This is a genomic window from Nocardioides houyundeii, from assembly GCF_002865585.1.
Taxonomy (GTDB): Bacteria; Actinomycetota; Actinomycetes; order Propionibacteriales; family Nocardioidaceae; genus Nocardioides; species Nocardioides houyundeii.
The window spans coordinates 1,690,168-1,704,846 of sequence record NZ_CP025581.1; the positions used below are offsets into that span (position 1 = coordinate 1,690,168).

Here is a 14,679-nt window from a genome sequence, read left to right on the forward strand (position 1 = left end):
GATGCCGCTCCTCGACTGACCGATGAGAGTGGTGTGCCCGTGCGCGTCTCCAGGCAGGCAAGGGGCTTCCGTGCCCTGGCCGTGTTGATCGTTCCCGCCGCAGGTCTCGCCCTGCTGGGTGGGACTCCCGTGGACGCGGCGTCCCGCAAGGCGGAGCCGGTGCCGGTCACCAGGTACCAGCTGCCGTTCCTGTGCCAGCAGGCCTGGTCCGGGGGGATGCGGGCGCGTCACTCGCCGAGCCCGAACGCGATCGACTTCAACAGGACCGCGGACGAGGGCAAGCCCGTGCTGGCCGCCGCGGCGGGCGTGGTCGTCACGGCGAACGCCACCGGACGCACCGGCTACGGCCGCTACGTCGTGCTCGACCACGGCAACGGCGAGAGCAGCCTGTACGCGCACCTGAAGAGGGTGCTGGTGAAGGTCGGCGCCACCATCGACCAGGGAGCTCTGCTCGGCGTCGTCGGCAGCACCGGCAACAGCACGGCGCCGCACCTGCACTTCGAGCAGAAGGTGGGTCGGCAGGTGGTCCCGGCGTACTTCTCGGGACTGTCCTTCAGCTCGAGCACCCTGGCCTCGACCAACTGCCCCGACGTACCCCTGGCCGGCAACACCGACGGGGACCGGGCCGCCGAGGTCGTGGTCTTCCGGCGGACCCAGCCGGCCAGCTTCATCATGGCCCCCGCGGGCGCCGCGCCCCGCGTCGTGTCCTTCGGCGGCGCCACCGACGAGCCGCTCCTGGGCGACTGGAACGGCGACGGTGTCGCGGAGCCTGGAGTGTGGTCCCCGCGGGGCCGCCGCTTCAAGCTCGCCGCCCCCGGCGGCGTGGTCAGCCTCAAGCTCGGGATGAGCAGCGACCGACCGGTGGCCGGGGACTGGAACGGCGACGGCACCTGGGAGGTCGGCGTCTTCCGGCCCTCGCGCGCCATGTTCCGGCTGCGGGCGACGACGGGCGCGCTGACGAACGTCTCCCTGGGCAACGCCGACGACGTGCCGGTCACCGGCGACTGGAACGGCGACGGCCGGACCGACGTCGGGGTCTACGACCGGGCGACCGCGGTGTTCACGCTGCGCAGCGTGGATGCCGCGGGCGTGGCTGCCATCTCGACGGTCCAGTTCGGCGCCGTCGGTGACCTGCCTGCCGTCGGTGACTGGAACGGCGACGGCACCACCGACCTGGGCACCTGGACGCCCGCGACGGCAGTGTTCAACCAGCGTCAGTCTCCTGATGCCGCTGGCGCCGACCGCGCACCGGCGGCCGTGCAGTTCGGCAACCCGCGCTGAGCCGGGCGCTCACACCGCGGCGGTGCGCCCCACCAGGTGTGGTGACCGGTCACCGGGGTTGGTGAGCGCGAACTGCCAGGAGGAGCGGTCACCCTCCAATCCGAACGCGACCTTGCCGGGCAGGAACACCGGCTTCTTGAAGGCCACCTCGATCCGGACGGCGTCCGGCAGCCGGTTCTCGATGGCGGCCAGGCATCGTGCCTTGGTCCACATGCCATGGGCGATCTGACGCTTGAAGCCGAGCGCCTGAGCGGTCAAGGGGTAGAGATGGATCGGGTTCAGGTCGCCCGACACCGCGCCGTACCGCCGGCCGAGGTCTGCGGGCAGGTCCCAGACCGCTCGCCCCTCGGGGGGTGCGGGGAGACTGAGGCCCGGCTCCGCGGACTCGTCGCCCCGACCTCGGCGCAGGTAGCTGGAGATGGACTCCCACACGATCTCGTCGCCGGAGGAGATGGTCGTCACGAAGTCCAGCACCATGCCCTTGGCGTGCGGACGCGGGGCCCCCACCGACGTGGTGGCGCCCAGAGTCTCGGTCAGCGCGATGGGACGGTGCGAGGTGATGGTGTTCTCCACGTGCACCGTGCCGATCGCGGGCCACGGGAACTCGGGGCTGCTCATGATCTCCATGTGGAGGTCGAAGCCGAGCAGGTGCGGGTAGGTCACCGGAACGGTGTCGCGCCGGGGGAAGCCACACACGCGCGAGTAGGCCGCGACGTGGCGGGCGTCGATCGGCGTCGGGGGACCCGATGCGGAGAGCCCCTGGAACTGCGCGGCGGGGACCTTGCGGATGCCGGGCAGCAGGTTGATCCCGGGCACGGCGGGCAGAGCGGCCCGGGCGAGGGTGCGGACCCCCATCTCAGGCGCCCAGCATCATCTGGCCGCACACGCGCACCACGTTGCCGTTCACGGCGCTGGACCCGGGCGAGGCGAACCAGGCGATGGTCTCGGCCACGTCCACCGGCAGGCCCCCCTGGCTCAGCGCGTTCAGGCGCTGGCCGACCTCGCGGGTGGCGAACGGCACGGCGGCGGTCATCTGGGTGATGATGAAGCCCGGGGCCACGGCGTTGACGGTGATCTGGTCCTCGAGCTCGTCGGCCAGGCTGTCGACCAGGCCGATGACCCCCGCCTTGGACGCGGCGTAGTTGGTCTGGCCCACGTTGCCGGCGATGCCGGCGATGGAGGCCACCCCGATGATCCGGCCGTTGGGGTTGACCACGCCCTGGTCCAGCAGTGCCCGGGTGATGAGCTCGGGAGCCAGCAGGTTGACCGCGATCACGCTGGACCAACGGTCCTCGGACATGTTGGCGAGCTTGCGGTCCCTGGTGATGCCCGCGTTGTGCACGACGACGTCGACGCCGCCGTGGTGCTCGGCCAGGTGGTGGGCAATGCGCTGCGGGGCGTCCGGGTGGGTGATGTCGAGGCAGAGGTGGTCGCCGCCGAGCTCGGCCATCAGCGACTGCAGCTCGCTGGCCGCCTGGGGCACGTCCACGCCGACGACCGTCGCGCCGTCGCGGTGCAGCACCCGGGCGATCGCCTCGCCGATGCCCCGGCTGGCCCCGGTCACGAGCGCCACCTTGCCTGCCAGCGGCCTGGTCAGGTCCGGTACCGCGGACCGGGTCGAGTCGGCGGCCCCGTCACGGGGAGCCACGCGCACCACCTGTCCGGAGACGTAGGCGGACTTGGGGGAGAGGAAGAAGGCCAGCGTGGAGTCCAGCATCGACTCCGCGCCCTCGGCCACGTAGACCACCTGGACCGTCCCGCCGCGACCGATCTCCTTGCCCAGGGAGCGGGTAAAGCCCTCCAGGGCGCGCTGGGTGATCCGCTCGGGCCCGGTCACCGTCGCCGGGGTCGTGCCCAGGACGACGACCCGGGGGGAGCTGTCCAGGCGGCGCATCAGGGGTGTGAAGAACTCCTGCAGCGCAACCAGCTGGGCCGGGTCCGTCAGGCCGGTGGCGTCGAACACCAGCCCCTTGTACGTCGTGCCCTCGGCGTCCTGCGAGAGCGCCGCGATGCCGAGCCCGTCCAGCACCTTCGGCAGGGAGTCGACCAGGCGCCCGGTGCCCCCGACGAGGACGGTGCCGGCAACCAGCGGGGCGCCCTCGGTGTAGCGCTCCAGGCGGGTGGGGCTCGGCAGGCCGAGGTTCTTGACCAGAACCTTGCCGATCGGGGAAGAGACGAAGCCCTGGTAACGGTCGCTCATCGGTTGCTGCCTCCGGAGGTGGGATGCGGGGGGTCGGGTGCGGCACCATGTAACTGCAGGTGTAACTCGCCGTCCACTTTTCGTGATGTTGGCCTCACCGGGTTCCGAGCCGAGGAGGCACCGGCAAGGATAGGAACGCTGCACCACCTTCGTCACGTCCGACTTCGCCCTTTCCTTCGTCATGCAGGAGTCCCCATGCAGGCCCAGACCCGCCGCGTCGCCGTCATCGGCGGCAACCGGATCCCCTTCGCCCGGTCCAACAGCGTCTACTCCGACGTCTCCAACCAGGAGATGCTCACCGCGGCCATCGACGGACTGGCCGTCCGTTTCGGCCTCGAGGGCGAGAAGGTCGGTGAGGTCGTGGCCGGTGCCGTCCTGAAGCACTCGCGCGACTTCAACCTGGCGCGCGAGTGCGTGCTGGGCTCCAAGCTGAGCGCCGAGACCCCCGCCACCGACATCCAGCAGGCCTGCGGGACCGGCCTGCAGGCGGTGATCCAGGTGGCGAACAAGATCGCGCTGGGCCAGATCGACGTCGGCATCGCCGGAGGGTCCGACACCACCTCCGACGCGCCCGTCGCCGTGAGCGAGAAGCTGCGCAAGAAGCTGATGAAGGTCAACGCCGCCAAGGACACCAGGTCCCGGCTCACCGCCCTGGGCCAGATCCGCCCCGGCGACATCGGCCTGGACATCCCGCAGAACGGCGAGCCCCGCACCGGCCTGTCCATGGGCGAGCACGCCGCCCTGACCGCGCTGGAGTGGCGGGTTGGCCGTGAGGAGCAGGACGAGCTCGCGGCCCGCTCCCACCAGAACCTCGCCCGCTCCTACGACGAGGGGTTCCACGACGACCTGGTCACCCCCTTCCACGGCGTGGAGCGCGACACCAACATGCGCGCCGACTCCTCGGTCGAGAAGCTCGCGAAGCTGAAGCCGGTCTTCGGCAAGGGCACCGCCGCCACCATGACCGCGGGCAACTCGACGCCTCTCTCGGACGGCGCCTCGGTGGTGCTGCTGGCCTCGGAGGAGTGGGCGGCCGAGCGCGGGCTGCCGGTCCTGGCCTACCTGACCGCCTACGAGACGGCCGCCGTCGACTACGTGCACGGCCAGGAGGGGCTGTTGATGGCCCCCGCCTACGCCGTCGCCCGGATGCTCGAGCGCGAGGGCCTGAGCCTGCAGGACTTCGACTACTACGAGATCCACGAGGCGTTCGCCTCCCAGGTGCTGTCCACCCTCAAGGCGTGGGAGGACCCGGTGTTCTGCAAGGAGCGGCTGGGCCTGGATGCCCCCCTGGGTGCCATCGACCGGGACAAGCTCAACGTCAACGGCTCCTCGCTCGCCGCCGCGCACCCGTTCGCCGCGACCGGTGGACGCATCGTGCCGGTCCTGGCCAAGCTGCTGGACCGCAAGGGCTCCGGCCGCGGCCTGATCTCCATCTGTGCGGCAGGTGGACAGGGCGTGGTCGCAATCCTGGAGAAGTAGGCCACAATCCTCCCTGTGACAGACGTCGGCAGGACCCTCAAGGACTCAGGCAAGCAAGCCAACGACAGCAAGTGGATGGACCACCTCGCGCGCGCGGGGCTCGTCGCCTACGGGGTGGTCCACCTGCTCATCGCCTGGGTGGCGGTGCAGCTGGCCTTCGGTGAGTCGGGCCGCCAGGCGTCCAGCAGCGGCGCGTTCGCCGAGCTCGCCTCGAAGCCCTTCGGCACCTTCGCCCTCTGGGCGCTGGCCATCGGGCTGATCCTGCTGGTGCTGTGGCGCGTGCTGGAGGCGGTGGTCGGGCACGAGGACGAGGAGGGGGCCGACCGCTGGAAGAAGCGGGCCGCCTCGGGTCTCAAGGCCGCGCTGTACGCGGCGCTCGCCTTCTCCGCGCTCAAGACGCTGCTCAGCAGCAACAGCGGTGGCAAGGGCCGGTCCATGACCGGCACCGTCATGTCCTGGCCCGGGGGCAGTGGCTGGTGGTGCTCGCCGGACTGGCGGTGATCGGCTACGCCGGCTACACGGCGTACCGCGGCTGGAGCGAGAAGTTCCTGGAGAGCCTCGACAGCCAGGGCCGCACGGGCGAGGTGGGTGAGGCCTACAAGTGGTTCGGCAAGGTCGGCTACCTCGTCAAGGGGATCTCCATCGGCCTGGTGGGCGGGCTGATCGTGCACGCCGGGTGGACGCACAGCGGCAAGGAGGACAAGGGCCTGGACGACGCGCTGCGCACGGTGCTGGAGCAGCCCTTCGGTCCGGCCCTGCTGACCGCGGTGGCGATCGGGCTCGCGTGCTACGGCCTGTTCTGCTTCGCCCGCGCCCGGCACCTGGACCGCTAGGGCGTTCCGCGTCCGCCCTGCGCGGCAGCGTCGTGCCTCGGCGCTGGTAGGGTCTGGCGCGCACGACATCCTTTAACGAGCCGTCCCGTGAGGCGGAGAAGGAGGTCCAGGCCGCGCATGCCTGCCCCCGCACCAGGACGCACCGTCCTCGACGCCCGTGACATCACCCGGGCCCTGACCCGCATCTCGCACGAGATCCTCGAGCGCAACAAGGGCGCCTCCGACCTGATCCTGCTCGGTCTGCACACCCGCGGCGTACCGCTGGCGCACCGGATCGCCGACGGCATCGCCGCGGTGGAGGGCGTGCCGGTCGCCGTCGGCGAGCTCGACGTCACGATGTACCGCGACGACCTGCGCTCCCAGCCCACCCGGCGCGCGCACAAGACCCAGCTCCCGTCGGGGGGCATCGACGGCAAGGTCGTCGTGCTCGTCGACGACGTGCTGTTCTCCGGCCGCACGATCCGCGCGGCCCTGGACGCGGTGAGCGACCTGGGTCGTCCCGCCGCGGTCCGCCTCGCCGTGCTGGTGGACCGCGGTCACCGTGAGCTGCCCATCCGTGCCGACCACGTGGGCAAGAACCTGCCCAGCGCCCGCTCCGAGCGGGTCAGCGTCAGGCTCGCCGAGACCGACGACCTCGACGAGGTGACGATCTCGTGAAGCACCTGCTCTCCATCGACGACCTCTCCGTCGACGACATCGGCGCCATCTTCGACACCGCGGCCGAGATGCACGACGTGCAGCGCCGGGACGTCAAGAAGCTGCCGGCCCTTCGCGGACGCACCATCGTCAACATGTTCTTCGAGGACTCCACCCGCACCCGGTCCTCGTTCGAGATCGCGGGCAAGTGGCTCTCCGCCGACGTCATCAACGTCAGCGCCAAGGGCTCCAGCGCCTCCAAGGGCGAGAGCCTGCGCGACACCGTGCTCACGGTCTGTGCCATGGGGGTCGACGGGCTCGTCATCCGGCACCCGGCCAGCGGTGCCGCGCACCAGGTGAGCCAGTGGGTCGACGCGGTGGTGGTCAACGCCGGCGACGGCACGCACGAGCACCCCACCCAGGCGCTGCTGGACGCCTACACGCTGCAGCGCCGCATGGGCTCCCTCGAGGGTCGCCACGTGGTCCTGGTCGGCGACCTGACCCACAGCCGGGTCTTCCGCTCCAACGTGCTGTGCCTGACCAAGCTGGGGGCGCGGGTCACCGTCGTCGCCCCTCCCACCCTGATGCCCGCCGGCATCGACTCCTGGTCGCGCGCCGTCGGGTTCGAGACGTCGTACGACGTGGACCAGGTGCTCCCGCAGGCGGACGCGGTGATGATGCTCCGCGTGCAGCGCGAGCGCATGTCGGGCGCCTTCTTCCCGACCGCCCGCGAGTACACCGTCGGCTACGGCCTCACCCGCAACCGGCTGGCGCTGCTGGGGCCGGACGTGCCGATCTGCCACCCCGGCCCGATGAACCGGGGCCTGGAGATCGCTGCCGACGCCGCGGACGCCGCCCAGTCGGTGGTCCTCGAGCAGGTCTCCAGCGGCCTGGCCATCCGGATGTCCGTGCTCTACCACCTGCTTGCCGGAGAGGAAGCCTGATGGCGCTCGTGATCAAGGGGGCCTCGCTGCTCGGCGAGACCTCGGCCGACCTGCTGATCCGCGACGACGTGATCACCGAGGTCGGCTCCGTCGACGCCGCCGGCCACGAGGTGATCGAGGCCGACGGACTCGTCGCGCTCCCGGGACTGGTGGACCTGCACACCCACCTGCGCGAGCCCGGCCGGGAGGACGCGGAGACGGTCCTGACCGGCTCCCAGGCGGCAGCGCTGGGCGGCTACACCGCCGTGCTGGCGATGGCGAACACCACCCCGGTCACCGACACCGCCGAGGCCGCCGTGCGGGTCTGGGAGCTGGGCCGCGAAGCAGGTCTGGTCCACGTGCAGCCGGTGGGCGCGGTGACCCGCGGCCTGGGTGGCGAGGAGCTCGCCGAGCTCGGGCTGATGGCCCGGTCCCGGGCCGGGGTGCGGGTCTTCTCCGACGACGGCAGGTGCGTCCACGACGCCCGGGTGATGCGCCGTGCCCTGGAGTACGTCAAGGCGTTCGGCGGGGTCATCTCCCAGCACTCCCAGGACCCCACGCTGGCCGGATCGTCGGCCTGCTGCCACGAGGGCGAGATCTCGGGTCGGCTCGGGCTTCCCGGCTGGCCGGGCGTGGCCGAGGAGGTCGTGGTGGCCCGCGACGTCATGCTCGCCCGGCACACCGGCTCCCGGGTGCACGTCGCGCACGTGTCCACCGCGGGGTCGGTGGAGGTGATCAGGTGGGCCAAGGCCCAGGGGATCGCCGTCACCGCCGAGGTGACGCCGCACCACCTGATGCTCACCACCGACCTGCTCACCGGCTACGACCCGACGTACAAGGTGAACCCGCCGCTGCGCCCCGACGAGGACGTCGCCGCCCTGCGCGCGGCCCTTGCCGACGGCACCATCGACGCCGTGGCCACCGACCACGCACCCCACGCTCGGCACGACAAGGAGCACGCCTTCACCGACGCCGCCTTCGGCATGGTCGGGCTGGAGACGGCGCTCCCGGTGGTGCGCACCGCGATGGAGGCGATGTCCTGGGCGGACATCGCCCGGGTCATGTCGCACACTCCGGCGCGGATCGCCGGACTGGGTGCCCAGGGGCAGGCGCTCGTGCCCGGCGCCCCGGCGCACCTGGTGCTGGTGGACCCGTCCGCGGTGGTCCGGGTCGACCGGGACGCGTCAGCCTCGCTGTCGCGCAACAATCCGTGGCACGGTCGCGAGCTCACCTCCCGAGTGGTACACACGGTGTACGGCGGTCGCGTCACCGTGCGCGACGGCGTCCTGGCGCGAGGCGAGGAGTGAAGGAGACCCGCTGATGAGTGCCCCTCACCTGCTGCACACCGTGCTGGACGCGGTCGAGATCCGGCGGGAGGCCGAGTTCTGGCGCCAGCTCCTGGACCTGGTCTACCGGCCCGGGGACGAGGCCGGCGAAGGCGACGACGAGGTGGACTGGCTGGTGCTGACCCGGGACGACGGCACCCGCGTGCTGGCGTTCCAGCGGGTCGCCGAGCAGGCCCGGAGCACCTGGCCCAGCCCCGAGGTCCCGCAGCAGCTGCACCTCGACCTGACCGTCGACACTCCTGCGGAGCTGAGCGCCCAACGGGACCGGGCGGTGGGACTGGGGGCCAAGGTGCTGCTGGACCGCTCCGCGGACGAGGACGAGCAGCTGTACGTGTTCGCCGACCCCGAGGGGCACCCCTTCTGCATCTTCGTGGCCTGAGCGCAGCATGCGGCCAGGTCGGCTCCAGCTCGACGGCCACGCCCCGAGACCGGTCCCCGTCGCGGGACCCGGCGCTGATAGGGTCAGGGACGGTTCGAACATCCTTTAACTATCCGTCCTGTGAGGCGGAGAAGGAGGTGCGGCATGGCTCTGCCTGCCCCTGCGCTCATGGTCCTCGAGGACGGGCGCACCTTTCGCGGTGACTCTTTCGGAGCCGAGGGCGAGACCTTCGGCGAGATCGTCTTCTCGACCGGCATGTCCGGCTACCAGGAGACGCTGACCGATCCCAGCTACCACCGGCAGGTCGTCGTGATGACGGCTCCGCACGTGGGCAACACCGGGATGAACGACGAGGACCCCGAGTCCGGGCGCATCTGGGTCGCCGGCTACGTGGTGCGCGACCCCGCTCGGGTGCCCTCGAACTGGCGCAGCGTCCGCACCCTGGACGACGCGCTGCGCGAGCAGGACGTCGTGGGCATCAGTGGCGTCGACACCCGTGCGCTGACCCGCCACCTGCGTGAGCGGGGCGCGATGCGGGTGGGGATCTCCACCACCGAGACCGACCCCGAGCGGCTCCTGGCCCGGGTCCGGGAGTCGGGCGAGATGGCGGGAGCCAACCTCAGCGAGGCCGTCTCCACCGCGCACGCCTACGTGGTCCCACCGGTGGGGGAGAAGCGCTTCACCGTCGCGGCGATCGACCTCGGCATCAAGTCCAACACGCCGAGGATGATGAGCGAGCGCGGCATCGAGGTGCACGTGCTGCCCGCCACCGCCACGCTCGACGAGGTCCGGGCGGTCGCTCCCGACGGGCTCTTCTTCTCCAACGGGCCCGGCGACCCGGCGGCGACGACCGCCCAGGTCGAGCTGCTCCAGGGCGCCCTGGCCGACGAGGTGCCCTACTTCGGCATCTGCTTCGGCAACCAGCTCTTCGGCCGCGCGCTCGGCTTCGGCACCTACAAGCTCAAGTACGGCCACCGGGGCATCAACCAGCCCGTGATGGACCGGACCACCGGCAAGGTGGAGGTCACCGCGCACAACCACGGCTTCGCCGTCGACGCCCCGCTCGAGGGGTCGACCGCCACGCCGTACGGCGAGGCGAGCGTGTCCCACGTGTGCCTCAACGACGACGTGGTCGAGGGCCTGGAGCTGCGCGGGCCGGACGGCGCGCTGAAGAGCTTCTCCGTCCAGTACCACCCCGAGGCCGCGGCGGGTCCGCACGACGCGGCGTACCTGTTCGACCGTTTCTGCGAGCTCATGGAGGCGAGGGCCTGATGCCCAAGCGCGACGACATCAAGTCGGTGCTCGTGATCGGCTCCGGTCCGATCATCATCGGCCAGGCCTGCGAGTTCGACTACTCCGGCACCCAGGCCTGCCGGGTGCTCAAGGAGGAGGGGCTGCGGGTCATCCTGGTCAACTCCAACCCGGCCACCATCATGACCGACCCGGAGTTCGCCGACGCCACCTACATCGAGCCGATCACCCCCGAGTACGTCGAGAAGGTGATCGCCAAGGAGCGTCCCGACGCGCTGCTGGCCACCCTCGGCGGGCAGACCGCGCTCAACTGCGCGATGCGGCTCGACGAGGCCGGCGTGCTGGCCAAGTACGACGTCGAGCTGATCGGCGCCAGCATCGAGGCGATCAACCGCGGGGAGAACCGCGAGCAGTTCAAGAAGATCGTCGACGAGCTCGGCGGCGAGTCGGCCAAGTCGGTCGTCTGCCACTCCATCGAGGACCTGCTGGCCGGCGCGGACGAGCTCGGCTACCCGCTGGTGGTGCGCCCCTCCTTCACGATGGGCGGCACCGGCTCGGGGTTCGCCTACGACGAGGAGCAGCTGCGTCGCATCGGCGGCGCCGGGCTCGCCGCCTCGCCGACCACCGAGGTGCTCCTGGAGGAGTCCATCATCGGCTGGAAGGAGTACGAGCTGGAGGTGATGCGTGACACCGCCGACAACGTGGTGATCATCTGCTCCATCGAGAACTTCGACCCCATGGGCGTGCACACGGGCGACTCCATCACCGTCGCCCCGGCCATGACGCTGACCGACCGCGAGTACCAGAAGATGCGCGACATGGCGATCGGCATCATCCGCTCGGTCGGCGTCGACACCGGTGGCTGCAACATCCAGTACGCGGTCAACCCGGCCGACGGCCGCCTGATCGTGATCGAGATGAACCCCCGGGTCTCCCGCTCCAGCGCTCTCGCCTCCAAGGCCACGGGCTTCCCGATCGCCAAGATCGCCGCCAAGGTGGCCATCGGCTACACCCTCGACGAGATCCCCAACGACATCACCGCCCGCCCGGACGGGTCGAGCACCCCGGCGGCCTTCGAGCCCACCCTGGACTACGTGGTGGTCAAGGTGCCGCGGTTCGCCTTCGAGAAGTTCCCCGGGGCCGACCAGACGCTGACCACCCACATGAAGAGCGTCGGTGAGGCGATGGCGATCGGCCGCAACTTCACCGAGTCGCTGCAGAAGGCGCTGCGCAGCCTGGAGTCCAAGCAGGCCGTCTTCGACTTCGCCGCCGAGCCCGGTGACCTCCAAGAGCTGCTGGAGAAGTCGGAGATCCCGACCGACGGCCGGCTGCGCACCGTGATGGACTCGATCCTGGCCGGCGCCACCCCCGAGCAGGTCTTCGAGCACACCAGGATCGACCCGTGGTTCGTCGACCAGCTCTTCCTGATCCGCGAGGTCGCCGAGGCGGTCGCGGCCGCCGACGAGCTCGATGCCGCCACGCTGCGGATGGCCAAGCGCCACGGCTTCAGCGACGCCCAGCTCGCCGGCATCCGAGGCATGAGCGAGGGCGAGGTCCGGGCGGTCCGGCACGCGCTCGGGGTGCGCCCGGTCTACAAGACGGTCGACACCTGTGCCGCGGAGTTCGCCGCCCGGACGCCGTACCACTACTCGTCCTACGACGAGGAGACCGAGGTCGAGCCGCGAGAGCGCGAGGCCGTCATCATCCTGGGCAGCGGACCCAACCGGATCGGTCAGGGCATCGAGTTCGACTACTCGTGCGTGCACGCCTCCATGGCGCTGTCCGAGGCCGGCTACGAGACCGTCATGGTCAACTGCAACCCCGAGACCGTCTCCACCGACTACGACACCTCCGACCGGCTCTACTTCGAGCCGCTCACCCTGGAGGACGTGCTCGAGATCGTGCACGCCGAGCAGCAGGCGGGTCCCGTCGCCGGCGTCATCTGCCAGCTGGGCGGTCAGACTCCCTTGGGCCTGGCCCAGGGCCTGGCGGACGCCGGGGTCACGATCGTGGGCACCGCGCCCGAGGCGATCCACCTGGCCGAGGAGCGCGGCGCCTTCGGTCAGGTGCTCGCCGACGCCGGTCTGCCGGCGCCCAAGTTCGGGATGGCGACCTCCTACGAGGACGCCAAGGAGATCGCCGCCGGCATCGGCTACCCCGTGCTGGTGCGTCCTTCCTACGTCCTGGGTGGGCGCGGCATGGAGATCGTCTACGACGACGCCTCGCTGCGCGGCTACATCGACCGGGCCACCGAGATCAGCCCCGAGCACCCGGTGCTCGTGGACCGCTTCATCGACGACGCGGTCGAGATCGACGTGGACGCCATCTTCGACGGCACCGACCTGTTCCTGGGCGGGGTCATGGAGCACATCGAGGAGGCCGGCATCCACTCCGGCGACTCCTCCTGCGCGCTGCCGCCGATCACCCTGGGCGCCGCGGAGATCCTGCGCATCCGCTCCGCCACCGAGGCCATCGCCCGCGGCGTCGGGGTGCGCGGGCTGCTGAACATCCAGTTCGCCCTCGGCTCCGACGTGCTCTACGTCCTGGAGGCCAACCCCCGGGCCTCGCGGACCGTCCCCTTCGTGTCCAAGGCGACCGGGACGCCGCTGGCCAAGGCAGCCGCCCGGGTGATGCTGGGCGAGTCGATCGCCCAGCTGCGCGCCTGCGGCGTGCTGCCGGCGCAGGGCGACGGCGGCACCCTGCCGGCCGACTTCCCGATCGCGGTCAAGGAGGCGGTGATGCCGTTCAACCGGTTCAAGACCCCCGACGGCCGCAACGTCGACACGGTGCTGGGTCCGGAGATGAAGTCGACCGGCGAGGTGATGGGCTTCGACGCCGACTTCGGCACCGCCTTCGCCAAGGCCCAGACCGCCGCCTACGGCTCGCTGCCCACCTCGGGGCGGATCTTCGTCTCGGTGGCCAACCGGGACAAGCGGAACATGATCTTCCCGATCAAGGCGCTGGCGATGCGCGGCTTCGAGATCCTGGCGACCCAGGGCACCGCCGAGGTGCTGCGGCGCAACGGGATCGAGGCGCGCACCGTGCGCAAGCACCACGAGGGGGAGGGTCCCGACGGAGAGCAGACCACCGTCCAGCTCATCCACGGCGGCGAGATCGACCTGGTGATCAACACCCCCTACTCCACGGGGACCGCCGGCCGTCTCGACGGCTACGAGATCCGCACGGCGGCGGTGATGGCCAACATCCCGTGCATCACCACGGTCCAGGGCCTGGCCGCCGCCGCCCAGGGCATCGAGGCGCTCAGCCGGGGCGAGATCGGGGTCCGGAGCCTGCAGGAGTGGAACGCCATCACCGGGGCCACCTGATGTACGACGTCATCTTCGACACGGTGCTGACCCGGGTGGACCCCGAGCGTGCCCACCACGTCGGGTTCGGGGCGATCCGCGCCGCGCGTCCCCTGACCCGTCGGGTGCTGGGCGCCTGGGAACGCCCGGTCGGCACCCCGGTGACGGCCATGGGCCTCACGTTCCCGCACGTCCTGGGGCTCGCTGCCGGCTTCGACAAGAACGCCCTCGGCATCGACGCGCTGGCCGGGCTGGGTTTCGGGCACGTGGAGATCGGCACCGTCACCGGGGAGCCGCAGCCGGGCAACCCCACCCCGCGGCTGTTCCGGCTGCCGGGGGACCGAGCCATCGTCAACCGGATGGGGTTCAACAACGACGGCGCGGAGGCGGTGGCCCGACGGCTGGCCGCGCGTGGCCGCAACGACGTGGTGGTCGGGGTCAACATCGGCAAGACGAAGGCGGTGCCCGAGGAGTCGGCGATCGGCGACTACCAGAAGAGCGCCGGCCTGCTCGCGCCGCTCGCCGACTACCTGGTCGTCAACGTCTCCTCGCCCAACACCCCCGGGCTGCGCGACCTGCAGGCGGTGGAGAAGCTGGAGCCCCTGCTGCGCGCCGTACGGCGGCGCGCCGACGAGGTCGTGGACGACCGTCGGGTGCCGTTGCTGGTCAAGATCGCGCCCGACCTCAGCGACGAGGACGTGCTCGCGGTGGCGGACCTCACCCTGGCCGTGGGCCTGGACGGCATCAGCGCGACCAACACCACCATCACCCGTGACCGCCTGACCACCGACCCGAGCGAGGTGGAGCGGATCGGCGCCGGGGGCCTGTCGGGCGCCCCGCTGAGGGCCCGGGCCGAGGAGGTGACGGCGATGCTGCGCCGTCGGGTGGGGCCCGACCTCACCATCATCGGAGTCGGCGGCATCAGCACGGTGCCCGAGGCGCGGGCTCGGCTGGCGGCCGGCGCCACCCTCATCCAGGCCTACACCGCCTTCGTCTACGGCGGACCGTTGTGGCCCCGGCGGATCGCCCGCGGCCTGGCCGGCGGCTGA

13 protein-coding genes are annotated in these 14,679 nt (G+C 71.2%); 11 read left to right on the forward strand and 2 right to left on the reverse strand.

Annotation, left to right across the window (positions count from 1 at the left end):
* The first annotated feature begins 81 nt into the window (after positions 1 to 81).
* Entirely contained in the window at positions 82 to 1,281 is a 1,200-nt protein-coding gene (locus C0R66_RS08175) for a peptidoglycan DD-metalloendopeptidase family protein (RefSeq protein ID WP_158647962.1), read from the forward strand.
* 9 nt (positions 1,282 to 1,290) lie between these two features.
* On the opposite strand, the gene C0R66_RS08180 is transcribed toward C0R66_RS08175, so the two are convergent.
* Both C0R66_RS08180 and C0R66_RS08185 read right to left on the reverse strand, forming a co-directional pair.
* On the reverse strand, positions 1,291 to 2,136 hold the full coding sequence (locus C0R66_RS08180; protein WP_101524286.1) for a MaoC family dehydratase: 846 nt from the start codon (positions 2,134 to 2,136) through the stop codon (positions 1,291 to 1,293).
* A 1-nt stretch (position 2,137) separates the two neighbouring features.
* Positions 2,138 to 3,481, reverse strand: a complete 1,344-nt coding sequence (locus C0R66_RS08185; protein ID WP_101524287.1) for a 3-oxoacyl-ACP reductase — start codon at positions 3,479 to 3,481, stop codon at positions 2,138 to 2,140.
* Positions 3,482 to 3,676: 195 nt separating this feature from the next.
* Here C0R66_RS08185 and C0R66_RS08190 point away from each other — a divergent pair, with 195 nt between their 5' ends.
* From C0R66_RS08190 to C0R66_RS08235, 10 genes are all read left to right on the forward strand, one after another.
* Complete coding sequence (locus tag C0R66_RS08190; RefSeq protein WP_101524288.1) at positions 3,677 to 4,957, forward strand: acetyl-CoA C-acetyltransferase; 1,281 nt, start codon at positions 3,677 to 3,679, stop codon at positions 4,955 to 4,957.
* A 15-nt stretch (positions 4,958 to 4,972) separates the two neighbouring features.
* Positions 4,973 to 5,458 (forward strand): DUF1206 domain-containing protein, encoded by a 486-nt coding sequence (locus C0R66_RS08195; RefSeq protein WP_101524289.1) that lies wholly within the window; start codon positions 4,973 to 4,975, stop codon positions 5,456 to 5,458.
* Positions 5,437 to 5,790 (forward strand): DUF1206 domain-containing protein, encoded by a 354-nt coding sequence (locus C0R66_RS18655; RefSeq protein ID WP_158647963.1) that lies wholly within the window; start codon positions 5,437 to 5,439, stop codon positions 5,788 to 5,790. Before C0R66_RS08195 ends, C0R66_RS18655 begins: the two co-directional genes overlap by 22 nt.
* A gap of 117 nt (positions 5,791 to 5,907) precedes the next feature.
* Positions 5,908 to 6,447, forward strand: a complete 540-nt coding sequence (gene pyrR, locus C0R66_RS08205) for a bifunctional pyr operon transcriptional regulator/uracil phosphoribosyltransferase PyrR (protein ID WP_101524291.1) — start codon at positions 5,908 to 5,910, stop codon at positions 6,445 to 6,447.
* Positions 6,444 to 7,370 carry an aspartate carbamoyltransferase catalytic subunit gene (locus C0R66_RS08210; protein ID WP_101524292.1) on the forward strand — a complete coding sequence of 309 codons (927 nt, stop codon included), beginning with the start codon at positions 6,444 to 6,446 and terminating at the stop codon, positions 7,368 to 7,370. The genes pyrR and C0R66_RS08210 overlap by 4 nt, the downstream gene beginning before the upstream one ends.
* The gene (locus tag C0R66_RS08215) at positions 7,370 to 8,656 is read left to right on the forward strand and encodes a dihydroorotase (protein ID WP_101524293.1); all 1,287 of its coding nucleotides are present in this window, start codon (positions 7,370 to 7,372) and stop codon (positions 8,654 to 8,656) included. The genes C0R66_RS08210 and C0R66_RS08215 overlap by 1 nt, the downstream gene beginning before the upstream one ends.
* Before the next feature lie 13 nt (positions 8,657 to 8,669).
* The gene (locus C0R66_RS08220; protein WP_240311593.1) at positions 8,670 to 9,074 is read left to right on the forward strand and encodes a VOC family protein; all 405 of its coding nucleotides are present in this window, start codon (positions 8,670 to 8,672) and stop codon (positions 9,072 to 9,074) included.
* A 144-nt stretch (positions 9,075 to 9,218) separates the two neighbouring features.
* Entirely contained in the window at positions 9,219 to 10,346 is a 1,128-nt protein-coding gene (gene carA, locus C0R66_RS08225) for a glutamine-hydrolyzing carbamoyl-phosphate synthase small subunit (protein ID WP_101524294.1), read from the forward strand.
* Positions 10,346 to 13,651 carry a carbamoyl-phosphate synthase large subunit gene (gene carB, locus C0R66_RS08230; RefSeq protein ID WP_101524295.1) on the forward strand — a complete coding sequence of 1,102 codons (3,306 nt, stop codon included), beginning with the start codon at positions 10,346 to 10,348 and terminating at the stop codon, positions 13,649 to 13,651. The genes carA and carB overlap by 1 nt, the downstream gene beginning before the upstream one ends.
* The gene (locus C0R66_RS08235) at positions 13,624 to 14,679 is read left to right on the forward strand and encodes a quinone-dependent dihydroorotate dehydrogenase (RefSeq protein WP_241901638.1); all 1,056 of its coding nucleotides are present in this window, start codon (positions 13,624 to 13,626) and stop codon (positions 14,677 to 14,679) included. Before carB ends, C0R66_RS08235 begins: the two co-directional genes overlap by 28 nt.